General features: G+C 64.4%; 26 protein-coding genes and 2 pseudogenes. 12 read left to right on the top strand and 16 right to left on the bottom strand.

All coding sequences use genetic code 11. From position 1 onward, the window contains the following. Nucleotides 1-54 precede the first annotated feature (54 nt). From mepA to NKK51_RS19770, 4 genes are all read right to left on the bottom strand, one after another. Nucleotides 55-1,143 carry a penicillin-insensitive murein endopeptidase gene (mepA, locus tag NKK51_RS19755; RefSeq protein ID WP_352554337.1) on the bottom strand — a complete coding sequence of 363 codons (1,089 nt, stop codon included), beginning with the start codon at nucleotides 1,141-1,143 and terminating at the stop codon, nucleotides 55-57. A gap of 65 nt (nucleotides 1,144-1,208) precedes the next feature. Next, nucleotides 1,209-2,108 (bottom strand): SDR family oxidoreductase, encoded by a 900-nt coding sequence (locus NKK51_RS19760; protein WP_023814169.1) that lies wholly within the window; start codon nucleotides 2,106-2,108, stop codon nucleotides 1,209-1,211. Further along, nucleotides 2,105-3,259: a tRNA epoxyqueuosine(34) reductase QueG gene (gene queG, locus NKK51_RS19765; protein ID WP_023814168.1), complete on the bottom strand. Its 1,155-nt coding sequence runs from the start codon at nucleotides 3,257-3,259 to the stop codon at nucleotides 2,105-2,107. Before queG ends, NKK51_RS19760 begins: the two co-directional genes overlap by 4 nt. Further along, on the bottom strand, nucleotides 3,240-3,932 hold the full coding sequence (locus NKK51_RS19770; protein WP_023814167.1) for a glutathione S-transferase family protein: 693 nt from the start codon (nucleotides 3,930-3,932) through the stop codon (nucleotides 3,240-3,242). Before NKK51_RS19770 ends, queG begins: the two co-directional genes overlap by 20 nt. A gap of 160 nt (nucleotides 3,933-4,092) precedes the next feature. On the opposite strand from NKK51_RS19770, the gene NKK51_RS19775 reads away from it, so the two are divergent. Then, nucleotides 4,093-4,899 (top strand): undecaprenyl-diphosphate phosphatase, encoded by an 807-nt coding sequence (locus NKK51_RS19775; RefSeq protein WP_023814166.1) that lies wholly within the window; start codon nucleotides 4,093-4,095, stop codon nucleotides 4,897-4,899. A 277-nt stretch (nucleotides 4,900-5,176) separates the two neighbouring features. Here the strand turns inward: NKK51_RS19775 and NKK51_RS19780 are convergent, their stop codons facing one another. After that, nucleotides 5,177-5,554, bottom strand: a complete 378-nt coding sequence (locus NKK51_RS19780) for a YraN family protein (RefSeq protein WP_023814165.1) — start codon at nucleotides 5,552-5,554, stop codon at nucleotides 5,177-5,179. Continuing rightward, entirely contained in the window at nucleotides 5,547-6,476 is a 930-nt protein-coding gene (gene rsmI, locus NKK51_RS19785) for a 16S rRNA (cytidine(1402)-2'-O)-methyltransferase (protein ID WP_031213910.1), read from the bottom strand. The genes NKK51_RS19780 and rsmI overlap by 8 nt, the downstream gene beginning before the upstream one ends. A 134-nt stretch (nucleotides 6,477-6,610) precedes the next feature. Between rsmI and NKK51_RS19790 the strand changes: the two genes are divergently transcribed. Continuing rightward, nucleotides 6,611-6,802: a hypothetical protein gene (locus NKK51_RS19790; protein ID WP_023814163.1), complete on the top strand. Its 192-nt coding sequence runs from the start codon at nucleotides 6,611-6,613 to the stop codon at nucleotides 6,800-6,802. Nucleotides 6,803-6,875: 73 nt separating this feature from the next. On the opposite strand, the gene NKK51_RS19795 is transcribed toward NKK51_RS19790, so the two are convergent. From NKK51_RS19795 to rph, 6 genes are all read right to left on the bottom strand, one after another. Then, complete coding sequence (locus tag NKK51_RS19795) at nucleotides 6,876-7,313, bottom strand: EamA family transporter (RefSeq protein ID WP_023814162.1); 438 nt, start codon at nucleotides 7,311-7,313, stop codon at nucleotides 6,876-6,878. Between the two features lie 25 nt (nucleotides 7,314-7,338). Continuing rightward, a complete protein-coding gene (locus NKK51_RS19800) occupies nucleotides 7,339-7,662 on the bottom strand; it encodes a low molecular weight protein tyrosine phosphatase family protein (RefSeq protein ID WP_023814161.1) in 324 nt (107 codons plus the stop codon). 3 nt (nucleotides 7,663-7,665) lie between these two features. Further along, entirely contained in the window at nucleotides 7,666-8,829 is a 1,164-nt protein-coding gene (gene hemW, locus NKK51_RS19805; RefSeq protein ID WP_023814160.1) for a radical SAM family heme chaperone HemW, read from the bottom strand. Then, entirely contained in the window at nucleotides 8,826-9,473 is a 648-nt protein-coding gene (gene rdgB / locus NKK51_RS19810) for an RdgB/HAM1 family non-canonical purine NTP pyrophosphatase (protein WP_023814159.1), read from the bottom strand. The genes hemW and rdgB overlap by 4 nt, the downstream gene beginning before the upstream one ends. Next, nucleotides 9,473-9,883 (bottom strand): VOC family protein, encoded by a 411-nt coding sequence (locus NKK51_RS19815; protein ID WP_023814158.1) that lies wholly within the window; start codon nucleotides 9,881-9,883, stop codon nucleotides 9,473-9,475. The genes rdgB and NKK51_RS19815 overlap by 1 nt, the downstream gene beginning before the upstream one ends. Before the next feature lie 184 nt (nucleotides 9,884-10,067). After that, on the bottom strand, nucleotides 10,068-10,784 hold the full coding sequence (rph, locus tag NKK51_RS19820) for a ribonuclease PH (protein ID WP_013528632.1): 717 nt from the start codon (nucleotides 10,782-10,784) through the stop codon (nucleotides 10,068-10,070). A 198-nt stretch (nucleotides 10,785-10,982) separates the two neighbouring features. Between rph and hrcA the strand changes: the two genes are divergently transcribed. The 6 genes and pseudogenes from hrcA to NKK51_RS19850 all read left to right on the top strand — a co-directional run bounded on the left by hrcA (nucleotide 10,983) and on the right by NKK51_RS19850 (nucleotide 16,378). After that, nucleotides 10,983-12,065, top strand: a complete 1,083-nt coding sequence (gene hrcA, locus NKK51_RS19825; protein ID WP_023814157.1) for a heat-inducible transcriptional repressor HrcA — start codon at nucleotides 10,983-10,985, stop codon at nucleotides 12,063-12,065. Nucleotides 12,066-12,089: 24 nt separating this feature from the next. Next, nucleotides 12,090-12,287 carry a hypothetical protein gene (locus NKK51_RS19830; protein ID WP_023814156.1) on the top strand — a complete coding sequence of 66 codons (198 nt, stop codon included), beginning with the start codon at nucleotides 12,090-12,092 and terminating at the stop codon, nucleotides 12,285-12,287. Between the two features lie 98 nt (nucleotides 12,288-12,385). Then, the gene (locus NKK51_RS19835) at nucleotides 12,386-13,738 is read left to right on the top strand and encodes a PQQ-dependent sugar dehydrogenase (protein ID WP_023814155.1); all 1,353 of its coding nucleotides are present in this window, start codon (nucleotides 12,386-12,388) and stop codon (nucleotides 13,736-13,738) included. A gap of 111 nt (nucleotides 13,739-13,849) precedes the next feature. Next, the gene (locus NKK51_RS19840) at nucleotides 13,850-14,467 is read left to right on the top strand and encodes a LysE family translocator (protein ID WP_352554338.1); all 618 of its coding nucleotides are present in this window, start codon (nucleotides 13,850-13,852) and stop codon (nucleotides 14,465-14,467) included. Nucleotides 14,468-14,644: 177 nt separating this feature from the next. Then, complete coding sequence (gene cysK, locus NKK51_RS19845) at nucleotides 14,645-15,622, top strand: cysteine synthase A (RefSeq protein WP_352554339.1); 978 nt, start codon at nucleotides 14,645-14,647, stop codon at nucleotides 15,620-15,622. A gap of 131 nt (nucleotides 15,623-15,753) precedes the next feature. Further along, nucleotides 15,754-16,378, top strand: a pseudogene (locus tag NKK51_RS19850) (glutathione S-transferase family protein). A 3-nt stretch (nucleotides 16,379-16,381) separates the two neighbouring features. Here the strand turns inward: NKK51_RS19850 and NKK51_RS19855 are convergent. Both NKK51_RS19855 and NKK51_RS19860 read right to left on the bottom strand, forming a co-directional pair. Beyond that, nucleotides 16,382-17,581, bottom strand: a pseudogene (locus tag NKK51_RS19855) (RNA polymerase sigma factor); the annotation flags it as partial. 15 nt (nucleotides 17,582-17,596) lie between these two features. Beyond that, nucleotides 17,597-17,965, bottom strand: a complete 369-nt coding sequence (locus tag NKK51_RS19860) for a YciI family protein (RefSeq protein ID WP_031213674.1) — start codon at nucleotides 17,963-17,965, stop codon at nucleotides 17,597-17,599. 260 nt (nucleotides 17,966-18,225) lie between these two features. Between NKK51_RS19860 and NKK51_RS19865 the strand changes: the two genes are divergently transcribed. From NKK51_RS19865 to NKK51_RS19875, 3 genes are all read left to right on the top strand, one after another. Then, the gene (locus NKK51_RS19865; protein ID WP_352554340.1) at nucleotides 18,226-19,185 is read left to right on the top strand and encodes a TAXI family TRAP transporter solute-binding subunit; all 960 of its coding nucleotides are present in this window, start codon (nucleotides 18,226-18,228) and stop codon (nucleotides 19,183-19,185) included. A gap of 67 nt (nucleotides 19,186-19,252) precedes the next feature. Continuing rightward, a complete protein-coding gene (locus NKK51_RS19870; protein WP_352554341.1) occupies nucleotides 19,253-21,355 on the top strand; it encodes a TRAP transporter permease in 2,103 nt (700 codons plus the stop codon). Beyond that, nucleotides 21,352-21,735, top strand: a complete 384-nt coding sequence (locus tag NKK51_RS19875) for a DUF1850 domain-containing protein (RefSeq protein WP_352554342.1) — start codon at nucleotides 21,352-21,354, stop codon at nucleotides 21,733-21,735. The genes NKK51_RS19870 and NKK51_RS19875 overlap by 4 nt, the downstream gene beginning before the upstream one ends. Nucleotides 21,736-21,924: 189 nt before the next feature. Here the strand turns inward: NKK51_RS19875 and NKK51_RS19880 are convergent, their stop codons facing one another. Together NKK51_RS19880 and NKK51_RS19885 are read right to left on the bottom strand one after the other, a co-directional pair. After that, nucleotides 21,925-22,386, bottom strand: a complete 462-nt coding sequence (locus tag NKK51_RS19880; protein WP_502902475.1) for a thiol-disulfide oxidoreductase DCC family protein — start codon at nucleotides 22,384-22,386, stop codon at nucleotides 21,925-21,927. 179 nt (nucleotides 22,387-22,565) lie between these two features. Beyond that, nucleotides 22,566-22,706, bottom strand: coding sequence for a hypothetical protein (locus NKK51_RS19885; protein ID WP_023813501.1), 141 nt, complete (start codon nucleotides 22,704-22,706; stop codon nucleotides 22,566-22,568). 376 nt (nucleotides 22,707-23,082) lie between these two features. Here NKK51_RS19885 and ku point away from each other — a divergent pair, with 376 nt between their 5' ends. After that, nucleotides 23,083-23,952, top strand: coding sequence for a non-homologous end joining protein Ku (ku, locus tag NKK51_RS19890; protein WP_352554384.1), 870 nt, complete (start codon nucleotides 23,083-23,085; stop codon nucleotides 23,950-23,952). The last annotated feature ends 8 nt before the right edge of the window (nucleotides 23,953-23,960 follow it).

The following is a 23,960-nucleotide window of genomic DNA, read 5'->3' on the forward strand; positions in this document are numbered from 1 at the left end:
CGGCGCTGAACCGATTGAGCCTGCCTATAAGCTGTAAGCTATAAGCTGTGATCGTCAGTTTCTAGGCGGCCGCGGTCTCGGCAGCGGCACGCCGATCTCGGGCGTCGCCGTGAAAGCGTTCATCGTGCTTGGCAAGCCGGCGGCGGCCGGGGTGGCGGGCAACGAGGGCGCTTCGGGTTCGGGCGCGGCAGCCGCGACCGGCACGCCGCCGCCATGGTAGGTCGCCGCCTCGGCCGACGAAGGCCCCGGCGCGTCGAGCACGGCGCGGCATTCGCTCGGCAGGTTCGCCATCGTCATCAGGTCGCGCGCCTTGGGCGCATCCGGGTTCTTGTTGGGGCGCCAGGGCTCCTGCGTGAACCACCAGGCCAGCGGCTTGCCGCAACCGTCATCGTCCGGCGTCGCTTCCTGCGCCTTGCAGCCGGGCGATCCGGGCTGACAGCCGATGCGCATGTGGAAATGATAGTCGTGGCCCCAGAACGGCCTGACCTTGCGCAGCCAGAAGCGGTCGCCCTTGACGGTGTCGCAGAGCTTTTTCTTGATGCCCGGATTGACCAGGATGCGCTCGACCTGGCTGTAGCTCGCCGCCCGCTTCAAAAGCCTTGTGTGCGCTGGCGTCCACAGCGCGTCCTTCACCAGATGGGTCTTCTCATCGACCATCAAGGTGGCGCTCATCGATTCGCGCTGCGCCATCGACAGCGGGCGGCTGGGCATCGGCGTCAGCCAGATGTCGGCGTCGAGCCCGATCTGGTGCGAGGCATGTCCTGTCAGCATCGGGCCGCCGCGCGGCTGCGAAATGTCGCCGATCAGCAGGCCTGGCCAACCATCGGCCGCTGCGTCGCGCGACAATTTCTCGACTACCGCGATCATCGCCGGATGGCCCCAGCGGCGGTTGCGCGACGGCCGCATCACCTGCCAGGTCGGACCGTCCAAGGGAATGGCGACGCCGCCGGCAAAACAGCCCTTGGAATAGAATCCGATCGACTGCGCCGCGGTCGCGGCCGGCAGTTTCTTGGCGCCGAACAGGTCTTTTGCCCGCTCCTCGGCGCTCGCCGGCTGAACGGCTAACCCAAGCACGGCAAGCAGGCCGAGCGCAGCGGCCAACAGGGGCGTTTTGCCGAAAGATGGCCTCATCGCTGTCTTCATGAACCCGGTTCTCCACCGCAATCCCAAGGCCGAATCATAGCACGCCGCGCCCGCGGCTTCGATCGTCAGCGCTTCATCGGGCTGCGCGCTTCGCCGTCACGCCAATCGCCGCTTGCCCACATATGATCGAAGGCGGCGCGGTAGTCGCGAAAGCGCAGGGAATAGCCCGCCGCCTTGATCGCCGCGTTGGCGACACGCTTGTTCTCGCCATAGAAGGACCGCGCCATGGGCGAAAGTTGGGCGGCGTCGAAGGGAATCTCGGGCGGCGGCTCTATGCCCATCAGCGAAGCGGCATAGGCGACGACATCCTGTGGCGGCGCCGGCAGATCGTCGGTGACGTTGAAGATGCCGCCTGTGTTTCCTTCGATGAGCTGCCACAGGGAGCCTGCAATGTCCTCGCAATGGATGCGGTTGAACACCTGGTCTGGCTTGACCAGCCGCCTTGCGGTGCCGTTTTCCAGATTGACCAGCGCGTTGCGGCCGGGGCCGTAGATGCCGGACAGGCGCAGGATCGCCCCCGGTCGGCCGATCTCGCGGCCCAGCTCCAGCCAGTCCTGTTCGGCGGCAACTCGCATCACCGAGCGCTTCGACACCGGCCGGCATTCAGCCGTTTCATCAACCCAGGCGCCGTCATAATTGCCATAAACCCCGACCGTAGAGAGATAGCCGATCCATTCCAGCAAAGGCATTTGAGCGATTGCCGCGCGCGCGGCATTCAAAACGGGATCGCCGGCCTCTTCCGGGGCAATCGAAATCAGCAGATGCGTTGTTTTTCCCAATGCATCACCGATTTCGCCGGTCATCGCTCCGTCGAACAGGAACGGCGCGATACCGGCCTGCCGTAGCGTCTCGAATTTTTCCGGCGAGCGTGTCGTGCCGAAGATCATCGCGGCGCCTTTGTTGGCCCGAGCAAAAGCCCTGCCGGAATAGCCGGCGCCGAAGATGAAGATGTGCTTTTCACTCATGCCTTCGCCCTGGTTGGCCGTGCCAGACGCCATTCGTCGCGCACGGCTTCGTCGCTCTCGGTGTTCAGGCCGGCAGCGGCCCGTTCGGAATATTCGGCGTCCGGCACCAGCCGCGCCAGCGCCCATATTGCCGCGCCCCGCACCAGCGGCGACGGATCGCTGAGCAGCGAACGCACTGCGCCAGACAGCGACGCATCGCCGGAATTGCCGGCGGCGATCAGCACGTTGCGGATGAACCGGTCGCGGCCGATGCGTTTTATCGGCGAACCGGAGAAGAAAGCGCGGAAGGCCGCGTCATCGAGACCCAAAAGGTCGGCGAGCGGCGGCTCGCGCAAATCATCGCGCGCCACGAGTTTTGCTTCGGAAGCCGCCCTGGCGAATTTGTTCCACGGGCAGGCGGCAAGACAATCGTCGCAGCCATAGATGCGGTTGCCGATCTTTTCACGGAACTCATGCGGGATCGGCCCCTTGTTCTCGATGGTGAGATAGGAAATGCAGCGCCGCGCATCGAGCCGGTAGGGCGCCGGAAAAGCATCGGTCGGGCACGCGTCGAGGCAGGCACGGCAGGAGCCGCAATGATCGATCTCGGCGCGGTCGGGCACGAGTTCGGCGGTGGTGAAGATGGTGCCGAGGAACAGCCAGGAGCCGTGTTCGCGGCTGACCAGATTGGTGTGCTTGCCTTGCCAGCCAAGCCCGGCGGCCTCGGCCAGCGGCTTTTCCATCACCGGCGCTGTGTCGACGAAGACCTTCACGTCGCCGCCGGCGCGCGCCACGAGCTTGCCGGCGATTTCCTTCAGCCGACCCTTCATCACCTCGTGATAGTCGCGGTTCTGCGCATAGACCGAGATCGCACCACGATCACGCTTGGCCAGCATGCCACGCGGATCATGATCGGGCCCGTAATTCATCGCCAGCACGATGATCGAGCGCACCTGCGGCCACAGCACCGTCGGTTCGCCACGGCGTTGAAGCGTCTCGGCGATCCAGCCCATCGAGCCGTGAAAGCCATCGGCGACGAATTCGGCCAGCCGCGCCGGCGCCAGCGGGATCGCATCGGGGGTGGTGACGGCGACGGCATCGAAGCCGGCGCGACGCGCCTCCGCGTCGATCAGCGCGCGCAGTTTTGCGGCGTCAGAAGTCGAGGTCCGCATAATGCGACACCGGCGACAGGCCGCGCACGCGGTCGGTCAAAAGCGGCCGGAAGGAGGGGCGCGACTTCACCCGCGTGTACCATTCACGCGCAGCAGGGTGCTCGCGCCAGTCGATCTCGCCGAGATAATCGAGCACCGACAGCGTTGCCGCGGCCGCGAGATCGGCATAGGTGACCCTCGAGCCGGCCAGCCAGTGGCGGGTGCCGGCCAGCCAGTTGGTGTATTTCATGTGCTGGCGGATGTTGGCGCGGGCGGCACGGATCGCGCCCGAATCGGGCGAACCGCCGCCCGCGGTTTCCGGCATCACCGGCTTCAGCACGCGCTCGCGCACCAGATGGCGTGTGACTTCGCTTTCAGCCTTGTTGAGGTACCAGTCGATCAGCCGGCGGATTTCGGCGCGCTGCATCGGGTCTTCGGCGAACAGCCGCTTGTCGCGCTTCAGCACGCCGCGCGTTTCATCGAGATATTCCGATATGACCGTCGCGCCGACGATCGGCACGTCGCCTTCGGCCAGCAGGATCGGCAGTGTGCCTGCCGGGTTCAGCGCCAGGAACTCCTTGCGCCGGGTCCACGGCTTTTCCTCGATCAGAGCCAACTCCTCGCCATACTCGCCGAAAGCGAGGCGGACGAAGCGACAGGTGGCGAACATGGGATGGTGGAAAAGCGTCAGCATGGTTCCGCGATAATAAAGCGCACTGGCGAATCGCAGGGCGCACCGGTAAGTCTTGGCCGCCCGGTTAGCGGGCCGTCAGGGTGTTGCGACCTATAGGGGGACTTGCACGCCATGACAAGCAAGCCGTTCTGTCAGCCGTCACGCCAATGCCGAGGTAGCCATGGAAAGCCAGACCATCGTCGAAGCCCTGCTGCTCGGCCTGCTGGAGGGGCTGACCGAGTTCATCCCGGTGTCGTCGACCGGCCATATCCTGCTTGCCGGTCATTTCCTCGGCTTCCATTCGACCGGCAAGGCCTTCGAGATCCTGATCCAGCTCGGCGCCATCCTGGCGATCCTCAGCGTCTATTTCCGCCGGCTGTGGAAGATGCTGCTCGACCTGCCGCATGACCGGCTGACGCGGCATTTCGCCATCGGCATCCTGATCGCCTTCCTGCCGGCGGCGATCATCGGCGCGCTGGCGCATGATTTCATCAAGACGGTGCTGTTCGAATCGCCGAGGCTGATCTGCATCATGCTGATCATCGGCGGCGTCGTACTGCTGGCGGTGGACCGCATGAACCTCAAGCCGGTCTACCGCGATGTCGAGCGCTTCCCGACCCGGCTTTACCTGCAGATCGGGCTTTTCCAGTGCCTGTCGCTCATTCCCGGCACATCGCGTTCGGGCTCGACCATCGTCGGCGCCCTGCTTTTGGGCGTCGATAAGCGCGCGGCCGCGGAATTTTCCTTCTTCCTTGCGATCCCGACCATGGTCGGCGCCTTCGCCTTCGACCTGTTCAAGAACCGCAACGTGCTGAGCAGCGCCGACCTGCCGATCATCGCCGTCGGCTTCGTCGCCGCCTTCGTCACGGCGCTCATAGTCGTACGCTTCCTGCTCGACTACGTCTCGCGCAAAGGCTACGCGCTGTTCGGCTGGTGGCGGCTAGTGGTCGGCGGTGTCGGGTTGGTGGCGCTGATGATCTGGGGGTGAGGAGTGATCCGCGAAGCGGATCCTACGCTTCGTCATCCACGGGCGGAGCAAGGAGCGTAGCGACGCAGCGCAGACCCGAGGATCCATGCCGTGACGTCGATCGGAGGGTTCGGCGATCGAGAATAGCCATCGCCAAGCTCGCCAAATCCGGCGAAAAGTCTCCCAATTCCTGCACCGTAGAGGCGCTTAGAGGTCGCGGCATGGATCCTCGGGTCTCCGCGACGGAGCTTCGCTCCTGCTCCGCCCGTGGATGACGAATGAAGGAGGGCTGCCCCCTCTAACTCCTTCCGTAAAACGCGTTCTCGACATGCACCGGCCAGCGCCAGGGCAGCACCGCGACCATGTCGAAGCGCATCGACAATCTGCCGTAGTCCGCTTGGCGTGACAGCCAGATGTCAGCCGCGCCTTCTATGCGACGCTCCGATTCGTGACCGATCGCCTCCATGGCTTCCATCAGCGTGCGGCGCGCCTTGACCTCGACGAACAGCACCAGATCGCCGCGCCGCGCGATCAGGTCGATCTCGCCGAAGCGTGTGCGGTGGCGGCGCGCAAGAATCCTGTAGCCCTTCATCATCAGGGCTGCCGCCGCCAGCCATTCGCCGCGATGACCGCGTCGATAGGCTTTCAGGCGGCTGGAGCTCGGGCGCTCAGCCACTGTCGCTTTCTCCAGAAATCTCCCTGAGCTCTAGCAGCCGCCGATAGAGCGCCTGTTTCTGGCCGCCGGTCATTTTCGCGGCTTCCGCAGCCGCCTTGGAAGCCGGCATCTCGGCGGCGAGCGACAGCAGCAGGCGGTCGATATCGGCGGGCTCGTCCGCCTTGGCCTCGGCCGGGCCGACGCAGACGACGATCTCGCCCTTCGGCGTATCGGCCGCAGCATAGTGGTCGGCCAGCGCCTGCAGCGTGCCGGTTCGCATCTCCTCGAAGGTCTTGGTCAATTCCCTGCCGATAGCAGCCTTTCGCTCGCCGCCCAGCGCTTCGGCCATGGCACCGAGGGATTCGGCCAGCCGACGCGGCGATTCGAAGAAGATCAGCGTCGCCGGCACGGCTTTCAGTGCCTCCAGCCGCGTCAACCGCTGCCCGGTCTTCACCGGCAAAAATCCGGCGAACATGAAGGCATCGGAGGGCAGGCCGGATGCGGTCAACGCCGCAAGCGGCGCCGACGGGCCGGGGATCGGCACGACGCGAATGCCGTGGTCGAGCGCCTCGCCGACCAGCCGGTAGCCGGGATCGGATACCAGCGGCGTGCCGGCATCGGAGATCAGCGCCACGCTCTGCCCGGCCTGAAGTGCCGATATCAGCTTCGGCCCGGCCTCGCCGGCATTGTGTTCATGATAGGCCGTGGTGCGGCGGCGAATGCCGTAGCGCTCGAGCAGCACGCGCGACACCCGCGTGTCTTCGCAGGCGACGATGTCGGCCGCGGCCAGCGTCTCCAGCGCGCGCAGCGTGATGTCGGCGAGATTGCCGATCGGCGTCGCCACCAGATAGAGCGCCGGCTCCAATGGCCGTGCCGCGATCTCGGTCTGCCCGACCACATAGCTGCGCTTGCTCGTCTCTGCGGTCACCGATGACTTCTCCATTCAGCCCTGTTTGGCACGGCTGACGCGGGCTTGCAAAAGCTGACGCCGATGTAAGGAATTCGCCTTTCCTTTGCCACAGTGGGGAACCAAACCGGCGTTGGCAGATTAGCCCCCTGATTCCGGAGGAGGACAGGATGGACAGCCTGAAGATACAGGACGCTTTCGAGCCTTACTATGCCGGCCGCAAGCGCGGTGCCGCGCCCACGGCCAAGCGCCCGCCTGCCAAGACCGAGAACAGCCTGACCAAAGAGCGGACCGCGAGCACCTCGCCGACGAAGGGCAGGCATTCCGACAGCAACAAACCAGACAGCACGACGGAGCACTGACCGGACGATGCCCAATCGCTTCGACATCTTCATCACCCGTCTTGAAACAAAGAATGCCCGCAACGGCGCGCAACTAGCCTCGATAGGCGACCAGCACCGCGCCCGCCGCGATAAGGGCGACGCCAAGCCAATTCGCTCCGGACAACCGCTCGCCGAGAAAGGCCGCGCCAAACACCGCCACAAGCACGACGCTTAGCTTGTCGATCGGCGCCACCTGCGCCGCATTGCCGATCTTGAGCGCCCGAAAATAGCAGAGCCATGAGGCGCCGGTCGCCAGACCGGACAGGCCGAGGAAAGCCCAGGTCTTTCCCGAGATTGTAGCCGGCGACTGGAACTGGCCGCTGGCGAGCAGGATGGCACCGAGCACGATCAGGATGATGACCGTGCGGATGAAGGTGGCGAAATCGGAATTGATGTTCTCGATGCCGACTTTGGCGAAGACCGCCGTCAGGGCCGCGAATGCAGCCGAGAGGAGGGCCCAGAATTGCCAGGAGGATACGGTCAGGTTCATGCCGATGGCCTTTGCGGATGGCGTCTCAACCGAGATACCGTGAAACGCGTGCCTTCAGAAGGCTAATCAACTCAAGATCCATGAATTCATACTCGTCAGGTATATCGAGGCAGATAACACGGGCCTTCCTCAGGCTGGCCTTGAATTTCTTCTGCAGTTTGGTGCGGTGCGCCTTTTCCATGACGAAGATGAGGTCGGCCCACGCCACCAGATAATGCGTCAGCGGCGTGTCGGCATCGTGGTTGGTCCCCGCCGAGGCCACCTCGATATCCCGGCGCGTTGAAAACACCTGTTCGGCGGTCGGGCTGCGCAAGCGGTTCTGGCTGCATACGAAGAGGACGTTCTTCAAGGGTTAGCGCGCCAGGTCCGCCACTACGGCGTCGAGCACGATCATACCGGCCGGCGTGGCGCGCAGGCGCGAATTGCCGATCGGCGCTACCAGCCCCTCTCCCTGCAGCATCGACAGTCGCGCGCTCGACAGGCCGCGTCCGGAGAACGCTTCGTAGCGGGAGAGGTCGATGCCTTCGGCGAGCCGCAGGCCCATCAGCAGGAATTCGTCGGCCTCTTCCGAACGCGTCAGGATTTCGCCGCCGGTGACGCCATGGCCCTTGGCCTCGACCAGATTGGCCCAGGTTTCCGGCATCCGCTCGGCGATCGTCACCGTGCGGCGACCATTCTCGACGAAGCGGCCATGCGCGCCCGGCCCGACGCCGACATATTCGCCATAGCGCCAATAGGTGAGGTTGTGCCGGCTCTCGGCGCCCGGCCTTGCGTGGTTGGAGATCTCGTAAGCCGGCAAACCATGCGCCGATGTAATCTCCTGCGTCAGCGCATAGAGGTCGGCGGCGTGGTCATTGTCGGGAATGATGAATTTCTTTGCCGCGTGCAGGGCGTGGAAGGGCGTGCCTTCCTCAATGGTCAGCTGGTAAAGCGACAGATGGTCGGCGGCATGGCCGATCGCCTGTTCCAGCTCCGATGCCCAAGCCTCCGGCGTCTGGCCGGGGCGGGCATAGATGAGGTCGAAGGACAGCCTTGGGAATATTTCCCGCGCGAGGCCGATGGCGTGCAGCGCTTCCTCGACATTGTGCAGCCGCCCGAGGAAGCGCAAATCCTTGTCATCCAGCGCCTGCACGCCGAGCGACACGCGGTTGACGCCGGCTGCCCGGTAGCCGCGAAAGCGTTCGGCCTCGACCGAGGACGGATTGGCCTCCAGCGTCACCTCGATGCCATCAGGCACAGTCCAGTTCTTCGCCACGGCGTCCAGAACCCTGGCCACGGTTTCCGGCTTCATCAGCGACGGCGTGCCGCCGCCGAGAAAGATGCTGGTCACCTCGCGCGGCCCGGTGCGTTCGCGCATCGTTGCCAATTCGGCCTCGAAGGCGGCGGCAAAGCGCTCCTGGTCGACTGGCTGGTGGCGGACATGGCTGTTGAAGTCGCAATAGGGGCATTTGGCCGCGCAGAACGGCCAGTGGACATAGACGCCGAAGCCGGGCGTCCGGTCGAGCAGCATGCTCATGGCGAGCCCAATCTCGCTTTGGCGAACTTCTGGAAGGCGCGAGCGCGATGCGAAAGCGCCGTCGGCTGGCCGGGCTTCCAGCCGTGCTTTTCCTCGGCGCTCATTTCGCCGAAGGTCTTTTCGAAGCCGTCGGGGAGGAAGACCGGGTCGTAACCGAAGCCGAGTTCGCCGCGAGGCGGCCAGACCAGCGTGCCTTCGGCCTCGCCGCGATAATATTCGGCCTCGCCATCGGGAAACGCCAGGCAGATGACGGCGACGAAGCGTCCCTTGCGCTGTTGCGGCAAGGCCGCGCCGACTTCCTGCAACGCCACTTCGGTGCGCTGCATGGCCATGCCGAAATCACGCGAGCCATCCGGGGTCTCGGCCCAGTTGGCGGTGTAGACGCCGGGCGCACCGTCGAGCGCGTCGACGCACAGGCCGGAATCGTCCGACAGCGCCGGCAGGCCGGTCGCCTTGGCGGCGGCGAGCGCCTTGATGTAGGCGTTCTCCTCGAAGGTGGTGCCGGTCTCGTCAGGCTCCGGCAGGCCATACTCCTTGGCCGACTTGGCTTCGAAGCCGAACGGCCCCATCAGGTCGGCGAATTCGCGCAGCTTGCCGTCATTATGGCTAGCGACGACGATCTTCTTTCCGTCGAGAGAATGCATCAAAGGCCCCAGATTCGTGGCTCGGCGAATTCGATCGAATTGCCCGAGGGGTCGCGTATATAGATCGAACGGCCGCCCTGCGGCCATTCGAATTCGCTCTCGATAGCGATGTGCTTCGCCTCGAGATGCGCTTTCCAGCGCACGATTTCGTCGGCGGCCGCCGCAAAGCAGAGATGGCCTTCCCCGACCGTGCCGTGCGGCGGCACCGGCAGCCTGGCGTCGGACGCCGGCGGGATTTTGGTCGCCTCGGCGTTGAAGACGAGCAGCACGCCGGGGCCGCAGCGGAAGAAGAGATGCCGGCCGGCCACCTTGCCGAGGAGGGGGAGGCCGAGGATGTCGGTGTAGAAGGTTTCCGCTGCGGTCAGGTCGCTGACGTAGAGAGCTGATTCAAGGATGGCAGAGGGCATCACGAGGCACCCCCCTCTGCCCTGCCGGGCATCTCCCCCGCAAGGGGGGAGATTGGCTGTGGCCTCGCCGGCATTTCTCGCGCAACGTTGACTATTGGCGAAGGCCAAGACAGCATCTGATCTCCCCCCTTGCGGGGGAGATGGCCGGCAGGCCAGAGGGGGGTGTCTTGGCTCGGCATTCGAAACCTCAGGCCACTGCCATCTGCTGCAAACTCACCAACCGCTGAATGCCTTTCTTGGCCAGGCCCATCAAGTCCGCGAACTGCTCCTCGGAGAAAGGCTCGCCCTCGGCGGTGCCCTGGATCTCGACGATGCCACCCTTGCCGGTCATGACGAAATTGGCGTCGGTGCCGGCCGCGGAATCCTCAATGTAATCGAGGTCGATGACCGGCTGGCCGTCATGGATGCCGCAGGAGATCGCAGCGACATGGTCCTTCAGCACCTTGGCGACACTGGCCATCTGGCGCGCTTCCATCCAGCGCAGGCAGTCATACAGCGCCACCCAGCCGCCGGTGATCGATGCGGTGCGGGTGCCGCCATCGGCCTGGATGACGTCGCAGTCGACGGTGATCTGCTGCTCGCCCAGCGCCTGCAGATCGACCACGGCGCGCAGGGAGCGGCCGATCAGCCGCTGGATTTCCAGCGTGCGGCCGCCCTGCTTGCCGGCCGAAGCCTCGCGGCGCATGCGCTCGCCGGTCGAGCGCGGCAGCATGCCGTATTCGGCCGTCACCCAGCCCTTGCCGGAATTGCGCATCCAGCCAGGCACTTTTTCCTCAAGGCTGGCCGTGCACAGGACATGCGTGTCGCCGAACTTCACCAGGCACGAGCCTTCGGCATGCTTGGAGACGCCGCGCTCGAAGGAGATGGCACGCATTTCGTCGAATTGGCGTTTGGAAGGGCGCATTCAGGCTGCTTTCTTGTCATTTTTCGGAATCTTGGCCGGCTTGTAACCGCATGGGACGCGTGGCGCAAAGGAAAATGGCCTGACGATCTGACGCAGACACCGGGTGATCTCACACAGACACCGGGTGATCTCACAAAGACACCGGGTTGCGCGGGTGCAGTGTAAGTCTATATCGTTGGGCCGGAGGTTTTTGGCCGTATGACCAAGGCAGTCGATCCCGCTTCGCAGTCGCCCGCGCTTCAGTCGCTCGATATGCGTTCCCGCGACATCTTCCGGCGCATTGTCGATTCCTACCTCAGGGACGGTGAACCGGTGGGCTCGCGCAGCCTGTCGCGTATCCTGCCGTCCTCGCTGTCGCCGGCGACCATCCGCAACGTGATGAGCGATCTCGAGCATCTCGGCCTGATCTACGCGCCGCACATCTCGGCCGGCCGGTTGCCGACGCAGGCCGGCCTGCGTTTCTTTGTCGATGCCTTCATGGAGCTTGGCGACCTTTCCGACGAGGAGCGCCGCGCCATCGAGGCACAGGTTCGGGCGTCCGGCTCGGGCGCGACGCTGGAGCACATGCTGACCGAGGCCAGCCAGATGCTGTCGGGCATGTCGCGCGGCGCCGGCCTGGTTCTGGCCGCCAAGAACGAGGTGGCGCTGAAGCACATCGAATTCATCCAGCTCGAACCGACCAAGGCGCTGGCGGTGCTGGTGTCGCAGAATGGCGACGTCGAGAACCGCGTCGTCGAGCTGCCTGCCGGCATCACCGTCTCGCAACTGCACGAGGCCTCAAATTTCCTCAACGCCCATATACGCGGCCGAACGCTTGCCGAGGCGCGGATCGAGATCGCCCGCATCAAGGAAGAGACCAGGGCCGCGCTCGACACGCTGTCGCAGGACCTGGTCGAGAAGGGGCTGGCGGTGTGGGCCGGCGCCGACAGTGGCCTGCCGGCACGGCTCATCGTGCGCGGGCGCGCCAATCTGCTCGAAAACGTCACCGCCCAGGCCGACATCGAACTGCTGCGCCATTTGTTCGAGGACATGGAGACGCAGGACGGGCTTATCCAGTTGCTTGACCTCGCCGAGCAGGGCTCGGGCGTGCGCATCTTCATCGGCTCGGAAAACAAGCTGTTTTCGCTGTCGGGCTCGTCGCTGGTTGTCGCGCCCTATCGCGACAAGGATGCCCGCGTCGTCGGCGCGCTCGGCGTCATCGGCCCGACCCGGCTGAACTACGCGCGCATCGTCCCAATGGTCGACTATACGGCGCAGCTGATTTCCCGCATGCTGCGCTGAGCTGATCCAACCGAGGAGACGACGATGGCGCTCGAAGAATTCAAGGCCCGGATCAGCCTGCTGCTGGAGGAGATGGTCAACCAGCCGGAGGACCAGCACGAGATCCAGGAGCAGTTGCGTGAAAAACTGCAGGAAATGCGCGCCATGGGATTGCCGCTGCCGGCTGACCTCGTCGAGTTGGAAAAACGCCTCGACGACGATTTTTACGCCGCCGGGACCTGAGCCGGGAAACCGGAAGCTTCCTCCACCTCATCGTGTGCCGTGGAACGATCGACGAGACCGCTCGTTCCTGTTCTCACGCCCAAACATTGGAGGACCGAATGATGCGTTTTGCCGGCCCCGCAATTTCCGCCGCACTGTTTCTCTCGACCGCTTCATTCGCCCAGCAGGCGGACGATCCGGTGCTCAAAGGCGCGGCCGCATTCGGCGACTGGCGAGCGGACAAGCCGGGCACACGCCGCCTGATCAGACCGGACGATCTGCCTAAGCCCTATGCCACCCGGTCGACCTCGAACAGCGCCGGCGTTGCGGACATGCCGGCAGACGCGAAGCTGCAACTGCCGCCGGGGTTCTCGGCCGAGCTGGTTGCATCGGGCATCGACAATCCACGCGTCGTGCGCGTCGCGCCGAATGGCGACCTGTTCGTCGCCGACAGCGAGGCCAACCAAGTCCGCATCTACCGTCTGGCCGAAGGCAGTGCGAAGCCTGCGCAGGACGGCATCTTTGCCGGCAATCTCAACCAGCCCTATGGTATTGCCTTCTATCCGCCAGGCGCTGACCCGCAATGGGTCTATGTCGCCAATAGCGACAGCATCGTGCGTTTTGCCTACCGCAATGGCGACCTGAAGGCCTCCGGCGATCCAGAAACCATCGTCGACAACATCCCGGCCAATCACCACTGGACCCGCGACATCGCTTTTTCGCCGGACGGCAAGACGCTTTATCTGTCGGTCGGCTCGGGATCGAATGTCGCCGAGGACATGGGCCAGGAGCCGAAGGGCGGACTCGACGCCTGGGCGGCGTCGCAGGCGCTCGGCGCGCCATGGGGATCCGAAGATGGCCGCGCCGATGTGCTGGCCTTCGATCCCGATGGCAAGAGCGGCCGCATCGTTGCCACCGGCCTGCGCAACTGCTCGGGCATGACCGTGCAGCCGGCGACCGGCGCGCTGTGGTGCGTCGTCAACGAACGCGATGCGCTTGGCGACAATGTGCCGCCCGAATACGCGACCGTGGTCAAGGAGGGCGCCTTCTATGGCTGGCCCTGGTACTACATCGGCGACAATGAGGATCCGCGCCACAAGGGTGCGCGCCCCGATCTTGCCGGCAAAACGACCGTTCCCGATGTGCTGATGCAGGCGCATTCGGCGCCGCTCAACATTGCCTTCTACGAGGGGAAGAGCTTTCCGGCTGAATACAAGGGCGATGCTTTCGTCGCTCTGCACGGGTCATGGAACCGCGGCAACCGGACCGGCTACAAGGTGGTGCGGTTGCTGTTCAAGGACGGCAAGCCAACCGGCGAATATGAGGATTTCATCACCGGCTTCGTCGTCTCAAACGGCGAGGTGTGGGGGCGGCCGGTCGGCGTGGCGGTGGCCCTGGATGGCGCGCTGATCGTCACCGAGGACGGCAACGGCACCATCTGGCGTGTCACCCATGGCGACGGTCGTTCCTGAGCGCAACTCGCACAGGCGTGGTGCAATCGAATCCGAGTTTCAGGGAATTCACGCCCGCCGGGCTTTGTGCGATAGGATGCCGTGATAGCAGCGTCGCGCAAGGCCGCAACCATGACCCTCACCGGATTCCTCGCCTACAGCGCCGCTCTCGGCATCGCCGCCGCGATTCCTGGTCCCGGCATCACCGCGCTGGTCGCCCGTGCGCTCGGCTCCGGCTTCCGCTCGTCGCTGGCGATGTCCTTTGGCCTGATGGTTGGCGACATCACCTATCTGACCGCCGTGGTGCTCGGCCTCGCCATCGTTGCACAGAGTTTCGGCATGGTTTTCCTGGCAATCAAATGGCTCGGCGTCGCCTATCTCGCCTTCCTCGGCTGGCGCTTCTGGAACAGCGGCATCACGCCCGAGACCGTCGAGGCCAGAAAAGGCAAGGGCGGCTTGCTGTCGAGCTTTGCCGCCGGCCTGACTGTCACGCTCGGCAATCCGAAGACGATGATCTTCTATCTCGCCATCACGCCGACCATCGTCGACCTGAAAACCATTACGCTGGCCGACTACGGCATTCTCGTCGCGCTGACGGTCGTCGTGCTTCTGGTGGTGCTGGTGCCGTATCTGGCGCTGGCCGCCAAGGCGCGCTGGTTCCTGAAATCGCCGCGCGCGCTCAAGGCGCTGAACCGTACGGCTGCCGGCTTCATGGTCGGTGCCGCTGCAGCGATTGCCGCCCGCCAATAGCGGGCTTTCGGCCAAAGCATTTCGCAAACAGGCCTTTGCGGGAAATGCTTTTCCGAGACGGCACTGTTTTAGACACAGGTCCCACTCGGATATTTTCAATCGACAGTCTATCTTGCGCGGTCGAAGGTCCTATGTTGCCCGCAAATCCACTTGCCTGAAATTCTGGGAGCGAAACCAATGAACAAGCCCACATCAGCCCGCGTGCCCGGCCGCGGCCGCGTCTACGATTCCATCACCGACACGATCGGCGATACGCCTCTGGTGCGGCTCGACAAGTTCGCTCGGGAAAAGGGCATCGTCGCCAATCTCATCGCCAAGCTTGAATTCTTCAACCCGATCGCCTCGGTCAAGGACCGCATCGGCGTGGCGATGATCGAGGCGCTGGAGGCGTCGGGCAAGATCTCTCCCGGCAAGACCACGCTGATCGAACCGACGTCGGGCAACACCGGCATCGCGCTTGCCTTCGCCGCTGCCGCCAAGGGCTACAAGCTGATCCTGACGATGCCCGAAACGATGTCGATCGAGCGCCGGAAAATGCTGGCGCTGCTCGGCGCGGAGCTGGTGCTGACAGAAGGCCCGAAAGGTATGAAGGGCGCCATCGCCAAGGCCGACGAACTGGCAGCGACGATCCCCAACGCGATCATCCCGCAGCAGTTCGAGAATCCGGCCAATCCGGAAATCCACCGCACGACGACAGCCGAGGAAATCTGGAACGATACGCATGGCGCAGTCGATATCTTCGTCGCCGGCATCGGCACCGGCGGCACCATCACCGGCGTCGGCCAGGTGCTGAAGAAGCGCAAGCCCTCCGTGCATGTCGTCGCCGTCGAGCCGGACTCCTCGCCGGTTCTGTCGGGCGGCCAGCCCGGCCCGCACAAGATCCAGGGCATCGGCGCCGGCTTTGCGCCCAAAATCCTCGACACGACGATCTATGACGAGATCGTCAAAGTGTCGAACGAGGATTCCGTGGCCAATGCCCGCCTCGTCGCCCGCCTCGAAGGCGTGCCGGTCGGCATCTCTTCGGGCGCCGCCCTGCAGGCGGCCATCGTCGTCGGCTCGCGGCCGGAGAACAAGGGCAAGAACCTTGTGGTGGTCATCCCGTCCTTCGCCGAGCGTTATCTGTCGACGATCCTGTTCGAGGGGCTGGGGTCGTAGTCCGACGCTTCTTCGTGGCCAAGCTGGCCCGCTGAAAAAATGCCCGTGGCCGCCATCGGCGGCTTGAGCGCGACACCGCTTCCGGTTCATATCGCCCCCGGCCTGCTTTGCGCGGGCCGGGGGAGAATTTCATGTACAAGCTTTATACCCGTCCCGGCAGCGGCGGCTTCGTGGTCGAGGCGGCGCTGGCGCTGGCCAATGTACCATTTGAGCAGATCGACGTGCCGAAGACCGACCGGCCCGATCCCGCCTTCCTCGACATCAGTCCGTTGAACCAGGTGCCGGTGCTGACCCTGCCGGACGGAAGCTCGATGACCGAATCGGCGGCGATCTGAATCCTGCTTGCCGAGCGTCATCCCGATGCCAATTTGGCGCCGGCGGCCGATGCGCCTGCCCGCGCGGATTTCCTGCGCTGGATGGCATTCATGTCGTGTGCTCTATTCGGCGGTGCTGCGTTTCTACTACGCATACCGCTACACGGCCGACCCCGAAGGCACCAAGGCGGTCAAGCAGGCGGCCGTGGCCGAGATGGACCGCGGCTTTGCCGTTCTTGATGCCGCTCTCCAAGGCCGTGACTGGCTGGTCGGCGACCAACTGTCGCTGGCCGACATCTATCTCGTCATGCTGGTGGCCTGGCATCCCGACGTCGATAGGGCGCGCGCGGCCTGGCCTGACATCGAGCGTCTGTGGTCGAAACTGCGCGACCATCCGCTGATGAGGACGCTCAACACATCGCATGAGATGTGGCCGGGCTGAAGCTCAATTTCTGAGCACTGCCCGTTTTCCCTGCAGGAACCGGCGCACCGCCGGGTCGCGCTCGAGGCCGATCGCCCGGTCATAGGCTTCGCAGGCTTGCGGTACCTGACCAAGCCTGGCCAGGAGACCGGCGCGTGCGGCCCAATAGGGCTGGTACTCGTCAAGTCGCTTGTCGTCGCCCAGCACGTAAAGAGCCGCCAATCCGGCCACTGCGCCCTCGGCCTCGGCGATCGCCACCGCGCGGTTTATCGCCACCACCGGCGATCCTGCGATCGAAAGCAGCGCGTCGTAGAGTTCCTGGATCGCCGCCCAGTCGGTGCGGCCGGTCAGCCTTCGTGCCGCATGCGCGGACTGCACGGCCGCCTCAAGCTGGTAGCGGCCGATGACGCCCTTGGCCGCAGCGTGGGAAAGCAGCGCCTCGGCCTCATCGATGAGGGCGCGGTCCCATAGAAGGCAATCCTGTTCCGCCAGTGGCACGAAGTCGCCGGCCGCATCGCGCCGTGCGGTGCGGCGCGCCTCGGCAAACAGCATCAGCGACAAGAGGCCCAGTGCCTCGGGCTCTTCCGGCAACAGCGAAGCCACCAGGCGGCCGAGCCAGATGCCTTCGGTCGCCAGATTGCGGCGGCGCGTTTCGGTGCCCGCCGGGTCGGACCAGCCTTCGGCGAAGGCGGCGTAGATCGCCTCCAGCACCGCGTCCAGCCTTTCGCCGAGTTCGGCCCGCTCCGGCACGCGGAACGGAATGCCGGTTTCACGGATGCGGGTCTTGGCGCGCACCAGGCGCTGGCCCATGGTTGCGGGCGAGACCAGGAAGGCGGAGGCGATCGTCGCGGCGTCGAACCCCAGCACCGTCTGCAGGATAAGTGGCGAGCGTACGCTCGATTCGATCGCCGGATGGGCGCAAGCGAACATCAGCCGCAGCCGATCGTCGGGCAGATCTTCCTCGGTCATGCGTGCCTCCGCCTCCTGCGCAATCAGCTTGAGATGCTCGCGGCCGGCCTCGCTGGTGAGCCGCCGCCGCACCGCATCGACACGGCGCCGCCGCGCCACCGCCAGCAGCCAGGCTTCCGGCTTTTCCGGCACGCCGGTTCGCGGCCAGCGCTCGAGGGCGGCGGCAAAGGCATCGGCCAGCGCGTCCTCGGCGGCGGCCACGTCGCGCGTGCGCGCCGCGAGCCAGGCGACCAGCTTGCCGTAGCTCTGCCGGGCGACTGTCCATCACCGTCATTTCTTGGGCATGTAGTCGGCCATTTCCCAGATCGGCCGCAATTCGACCGTGCCGGTGCTGGCTGCCGGACAGCGTGCCGCCCATTCGATGGCTGTATCGATGTCAGCCGCCTCGATCATGTAGAAGCCGGCAAGCTGCTCCTTGGTGTCGGCATAGGGGCCGTCGATCACGTTGGTCTTGCCGTCAGCGATCCGCACCGAGGTGGTGGCCTGGGTCGGGCGCAGCCTTTCGCCAGCCAGCCACGCACCGGATTTCTTCAACGCTTCGGTATAGGCGCCATAGGCCGCGCTCATCTGCTGGGCCTTCTCGATCGGCGTGTTCGCCAATGCGGCTTCGTCGCTATTGATCAAAATCATGTATCGCATGGTCTTCTCCCGTTTTGCGAAGGCCGCGTCCTTGCGAGGCCGGACGTATGTCGCGCGGCAGTGGCCGATTTCGACAGGCTGCTCAAAAAACTTTCGGCCCCGATGGCTTTTTATGCAAGCGGCCATCTGTTTCCTGATCCCTCAACCGTTCGTCTAACGAGCGCAATTGCGGGTTGGCATTTGCGGCTCGCTGTCTAAACTCGCCCCGGTTCGCATCTAGGAGGCGGTGCGGTCGTCGATATTTTCAGGGAGGAGATCCGATGTTCAATTTCAAAACGAAATTCGTTGCAGCCGGCGCCGTGGCGCTCTCGCTTGGCCTGGGCACCATCTCAGCCAGGGCGCAGGAATTCATCAATGTGCTGACCGGCGGCACATCCGGCGTCTATTATCCGCTCGGCGTGGCGCTGTCGGAAATCTACGGCAAGGGCATCGAAGGCGCACGCACCCAGGTGCAGGCGACAAAGGCTTCGGTCGAAAACCTCAATCTGTTGCAGCAGGGCAAGGGCGAGATCGCCTTTGCGCTGGGCGATTCCGTCAAGCTGGCCGCCGATGGCAATGCCGAGGCCGGTTTCCCCGGCAAGCTCGATAAATTGCGCGGCATCGCCGCCATCTATCCCAATTATATCCAGATCGTCGCCAGCCAGGAGTCCGGCATCAAGACGCTGGCCGATCTCAAGGGCAAGAGCCTGTCGGTCGGCGCGCCTGCCTCCGGCACCGAGCTCAACGCCCGCGCCATCTTCGCCGCCGCCGGGCTGAAATATGAGGATCTCGGCCGGGTCGAGTATCTGCCCTTCGCCGAATCGGTCGAGCTGATCAAGAACCGGCAGCTCGACGCCACGCTGCAATCGGCCGGGCTCGGCGTCGCCTCGATCCGCGACCTCGCCACCTCGGTGCCGATCAATGTCGTGGCGGTGCCGGCCGAGGATGTCGCCAAAATCGGCTCGCCCTATCTTTCGGTGGTCATTCCCAAGGGCACCTATGAGGGCCAGAGCGAGGATGTCGCGACCGCCGCCGTCGGCAATTTCCTCATCACCCGCGCCGATGTCTCCGACGAGACCGCCTACCAGTTGACCAAGCTGATATTCGACCATCTCGACCAGCTTGCCGCGGCGCATGCCGCTGCCAAGGCGATCGACCCGGCCAAGGCGCTCGACGGCATGCCGGTGCCGCTGCACCCCGGTGCCGAGCGTTATTACAAGGAGAAGGGGTTGCTGAAGTAGAGTGGGTGGCTCGGCTATCTGAGATGTACTCGCCAGGCCACAATTCGCTTGTTTTGAAGTGCGTCGGATGAGCGAAATAACCGACGGCAAATCCGCCACCTTCCATCTCCCTGCCGTCGAAGAGCAGGTTGAAGGGCTGCCGCCGGGCTTCGGCGACGGCCTTGCAGGCAAGGCCGCTTTTCTCATCGCTGTCGCCTTTTCCGTGTTCCAGATCTATGTCGCCGCCTATGGCAGCATTCCGAGCCAGGTGGTGCGGGCCATGCATGTCGGCTTCCTGCTGCTGCTCGGCTTCGGCCTGATCGCCAATCTGCGCGCCAAAAGCATGCCGGCCAAAGCCGCGTTCTGGACGCTCGGCGTGCTCGGTTTCGGCACCGGCCTCTACAATTGGGTGTTCTACACCGACCTCATCCGGCGCTCCGGCTTCCTGACCACGCCGGACCTGATCGTCGGCGCTGTGCTGGTGGTGCTGGTCTTCGAGGCGGCGCGGCGGCTGATGGGCCTGCCGCTGGCGGTCATCGCCTTCATCTTTCTCGCTTACTGCTTTTTCGGCAACCATCTGCCGCCGCCGCTCATCCATCGCGGCTATGATTTCGCCCAGCTGGTCGACACCTTCGCCTACGGCACCGAAGGCATCTACGGCACGCCGATCTATGTCTCGGCCGCCTACATCTTCATCTTCGTCGTCTTTGCCGCCTTCCTCGAACGTGCCGGCATGATCGCGCTGTTCAACGATTTCGCGCTGGGCCTTGTCGGCACATGGCGCGGCGGCCCGGCGCAGGTCTGCGTGCTGTCGTCGGCGCTGATGGGCACCATTTCCGGCTCGGGCGTCGCCAATGTGGTGGCCAGCGGCCAGTTCACCATCCCGCTGATGAAGCGCTTCGGCTTCCGCTCGGCCTTTGCCGGCGCCGTCGAGGCGACCTCCTCGATGGGCGGCCAGATCATGCCCCCGGTGATGGGCGCCGTCGCCTTCATCATGGCCGAGACGCTGAACGTGCCTTATGCCGAGGTGGTCAAGGCGGCGATCATCCCGGCGCTGCTCTATTTCGGCGCCTGCTTCTGGCAGGTGCATCTGGAAGCCGGCAAGGCCGGCCTGCACGGCATGGCCAAGGCGGACCTGCCCAATCCATGGGACGCGGTGCGGCAACACTGGCCGCTGGTGCTGCCGCTGGCAGCGCTCATCTACCTGCTGTTTGCCGGCTACACGCCGATCTTCGCCGGCACGATGGGCCTGGCGCTGACCATCGTGCTCATCCTCGGCACGCCGCTGGCGGCGGCGATCGGACCGCTCGCCTTCCGCATCGTCTTCTGGATCGCCCTCGGGCTTGCCGCCGCTTCGTTCATGAAGTTCGGCGTCAACCTCCTCGGCCTGGTGATCGCCGCACTGATCGTTGCCTGCTTCACGTTCAAGGGCGGCCGCGCGACGTTGCAAATCTGCGTCGACTCGCTTGCCGAAGGCGCCAAGAACGCGCTGCCGGTCGGCATTGCCTGCGCCATCGTCGGCATCGTCATCGGCACGCTGACGCTGACCGGCATCGCCTCGACCTTCATCGGCTGGATCATCTCGATCGGCCAGGACAATCTGTTCCTGTCGCTGGTGTTGACCATGGTCACCTGCCTGGTGCTCGGCATGGGCATCCCGACCATCCCCAACTACATCATCACCTCGTCGCTGGCCGGGCCGGCGCTGCTGGAACTCGGCGTGCCTCTGCTGGTCAGCCACATGTTCGTGTTCTATTTCGGCATCATGGCCGATTTGACGCCGCCGGTGGCGCTGGCCGCGTTTGCCGCCGCACCGATGGCTAGGGAAAGCGGCCTCAAGATCGGCATCCAGGCGACCAAGCTGGCTATTGCCGGCTTCGTCGTGCCGTTCATGGCGGTCTATACGCCGGCGCTGATGCTGCAGGACGCCGGGCCAATCGCCGCCCAGTTCGGCTATCCCGCCGAGGTCGCATACATCGTCGCCAAGGCGTGCATGGGCATCGTGTTGTGGGGTGCCGCCGCCGTCGGCTTTCTCGCCCGCCGCATGGCGTTGTGGGAACGGCTCATCGCCTTCGCGGCCGGCGTGCTTCTGGTCGCTGCGGTGCCGCTCACCGACGAGGCCGGCTGGGTGCTGGCGCTGGCCTGGATCGGCTGGCACTGTTTTCGCTCACGGCAGGCCGCTAAAGCATGAGCCTGTGCATCCTGGCCGCCGGCAAGACGGTGACGCTCTCCGTCGCCGCCTTCACTTTGTCCTGGACGCATTCGGTGGAACGGACGCGCTGGGAGGAGGACTGGAAAGTGATGCCTTCCGGCCTGCAGCTGGTCGAGGCCCGGATCAAGGGCTCGGGCGCCGGCATGGAGCCACCGGAAGGCGCGCTGCTGAAGGAGGGTTGGTGGAGCTATGCGCCAGAGATCGACCCACAACGACGCGTTGTGCTCGCCGCTTCCGGCGCGACCGGAGACGGCTGGACACTGTGCACGGTTCAGGGCTGCAGGGAACTGGGCATGGCTGCAGGCGGACCGATCGTGCTGGAACCGTGCGGGCCGGATGGCACGAGCCAACCTCGATAATGCGTGATCGGCCTTCAGAGCAGATGAGAAATCTCGCCGGGAATGCGGAAGCGGCTACCCTCGGCAGCTTCGAACAATGTGGGCCGCGATCACAGCCACCTTGGCAACCCAAATGGACAACGCAGCCGCCAGAAGCCGTCGGTGTTAACGATGAGACGCTTCACGCGCTGCTCTCCATAGCCACGTTTTCTAGCCAAGGAACCGTTCCCGCAGCTCGGGTGCGGGTATCTCGCAGCTGTCCTTCCTGCCGAACAGGGCATAGCGGTTCTTGGCGATGCGATCGTAGAGCCAATCACGCAGCGGGCGCGGCAGCAGCAACAGCGCTTTTGCCGCCCGCCAGGGCCAGCCGAGTTCCGCCATGACGGCGACGAAGCTGTCGAGCCGCGTGAAGACGACGCCGTCGATCAGGACGAGATTGGTTTCGTAAGAGTCCGTGCGCAGTCCATGCTTCCGGAACAGCGTTTCACCGAAGGGCGACTGCGCGGTGGCGAAGCGGAAACGGCCTTGGCGGTCGAGCCTGACCACCATGCGCACGAAACCGGAGCAGAGCACGCAGACGCCATCGAAAACGATCAATGGATGGCGTGCGTCGAGAACTGTTTCGAGGGGACGATTTGACTGGGGTCGACTGGGTTGGGAATGGTCGGTCACGCTGGCCTCGGCTGCTCGTGTCCTATGACACTAAGCCGGCCAGCGTCGGGATCAAAGCCGTGGCGATGTCGCACGGCGCCCGTCGGCGAGAGCGGGACGCTCGGCGCGATAGGTGGTGGCGCGGATAGAGGCGGCGGGCCTGCAGATCCGGCTGTCGTGGCGATTTTCGAAAGCCATGATCAGTGCGCGCCCAGCGAGTTGCCGCGGCGGGCGCAGGCCGGGCCGGGGCCGCGCATGTAATAGCGCTCGGGCCGATAGGTCGGCGCGATGAATTCGCGGATTGCGGCAGCATAGCCGATGAGGTGCGCGAGGAAGTTCATTACCCTGGTCCCTGTCCCGATTTTCGGATGTCCCTTCCGAATTGCGGTCATCATAGCGTCGAGGCGTGAATAGTCGGTGAACGTGATGTTAATATCTGGTCGAAAATGCCTTGCTTCGTGGCTGGATTGCGGCTGATTCGGGGTCTTTCGGTGCAGTTCGTCGGCATTCCGGTCAATGTGACTTTTGCATCACATATGTTTCGTTTGAATGTCGCCCGTGCGCGGTTCTGTTTCAACTTTTGCCGCGCTCGCGAAATTTCCGTGCTGGCGACTTGGCGCCGGGGAAAACGACCCTTTGCATCTGAACGCCCGCGCGGCGGAACTGGAGCGCGGTCCGCCCGTTCTCACCTTCATCTGGTTCTGGAAGGAAGATATCATGGCGCCGCGTCCGGCCTGGAGAGGCTATCTGAAGCTTTCGCTGGTCACCTGTGCCGTCGAACTCACCAATGTCGTCACCCACACGGAGCGGGTCTCGTTTCGCATTCTCAACCGCAAGACCGGCAACACGGTGAAGCGGCTCTATGTCGATGCCGAAACCGGCAAGCCGCTGGGTGAGGACGACGAGATCAAGGGCTATGAACTGGACGATGGTGATTTCGTTCATATCGAGGAAGACGAGATCGAGGCGGTGCAGATCGAGTCCTCGCACACGATGGCGCTGGACGGTTTCGTCGACAAAGCTTCGATCCAGCAGATTTATCTCGACACGCCCTACTATGTCGCGCCGGCCGACGAGGTGTCGGAAGAAGCGTTCGCCGTCATCCGGGATGCGATGGCGGGCAAGAAGATGGCCGGGCTGGCGCGTATCGTGCTCTATCACCGCGAACGGCCGGTGGTGATCGAGCCGCTGGGCAAAGGCATGGTGCTGACGACGCTGCGCTACGACAACACGGTGCGCCAACCGGACACCGTGTTCGGCGACATCAAATCAGTGAAGACCGATCAGGAGATGACCGATCTCGCCGAGCTGATCATCGACAAGAAGAAGACCAGGTTCGACCCCTCGAAATTCGACGACAAATACGAGGACGCGCTGCTGGAGTTGATCCGCGCCAAGAAGGCCGGCCATAAGGCGCCCAAGGCCAAGGCGGCGCCCAAACCTTCCAATGTCGTCAATCTGTTCGACGCGCTGAAGAAGAGCCTGTCGGACTCCGGGTCATCGAAAAAGCCTTCGTCGGCGAAAGCCAAGCCGGCGGCCAAACGCGCCAAGCCGAAAGGCGGCGCGCCCAAACGCAAATCGGCCTGAGGAACCCA

This window comes from Mesorhizobium sp. M0011 (assembly GCF_040324155.1).
Taxonomy (GTDB): Bacteria; Pseudomonadota; Alphaproteobacteria; order Rhizobiales; family Rhizobiaceae; genus Mesorhizobium.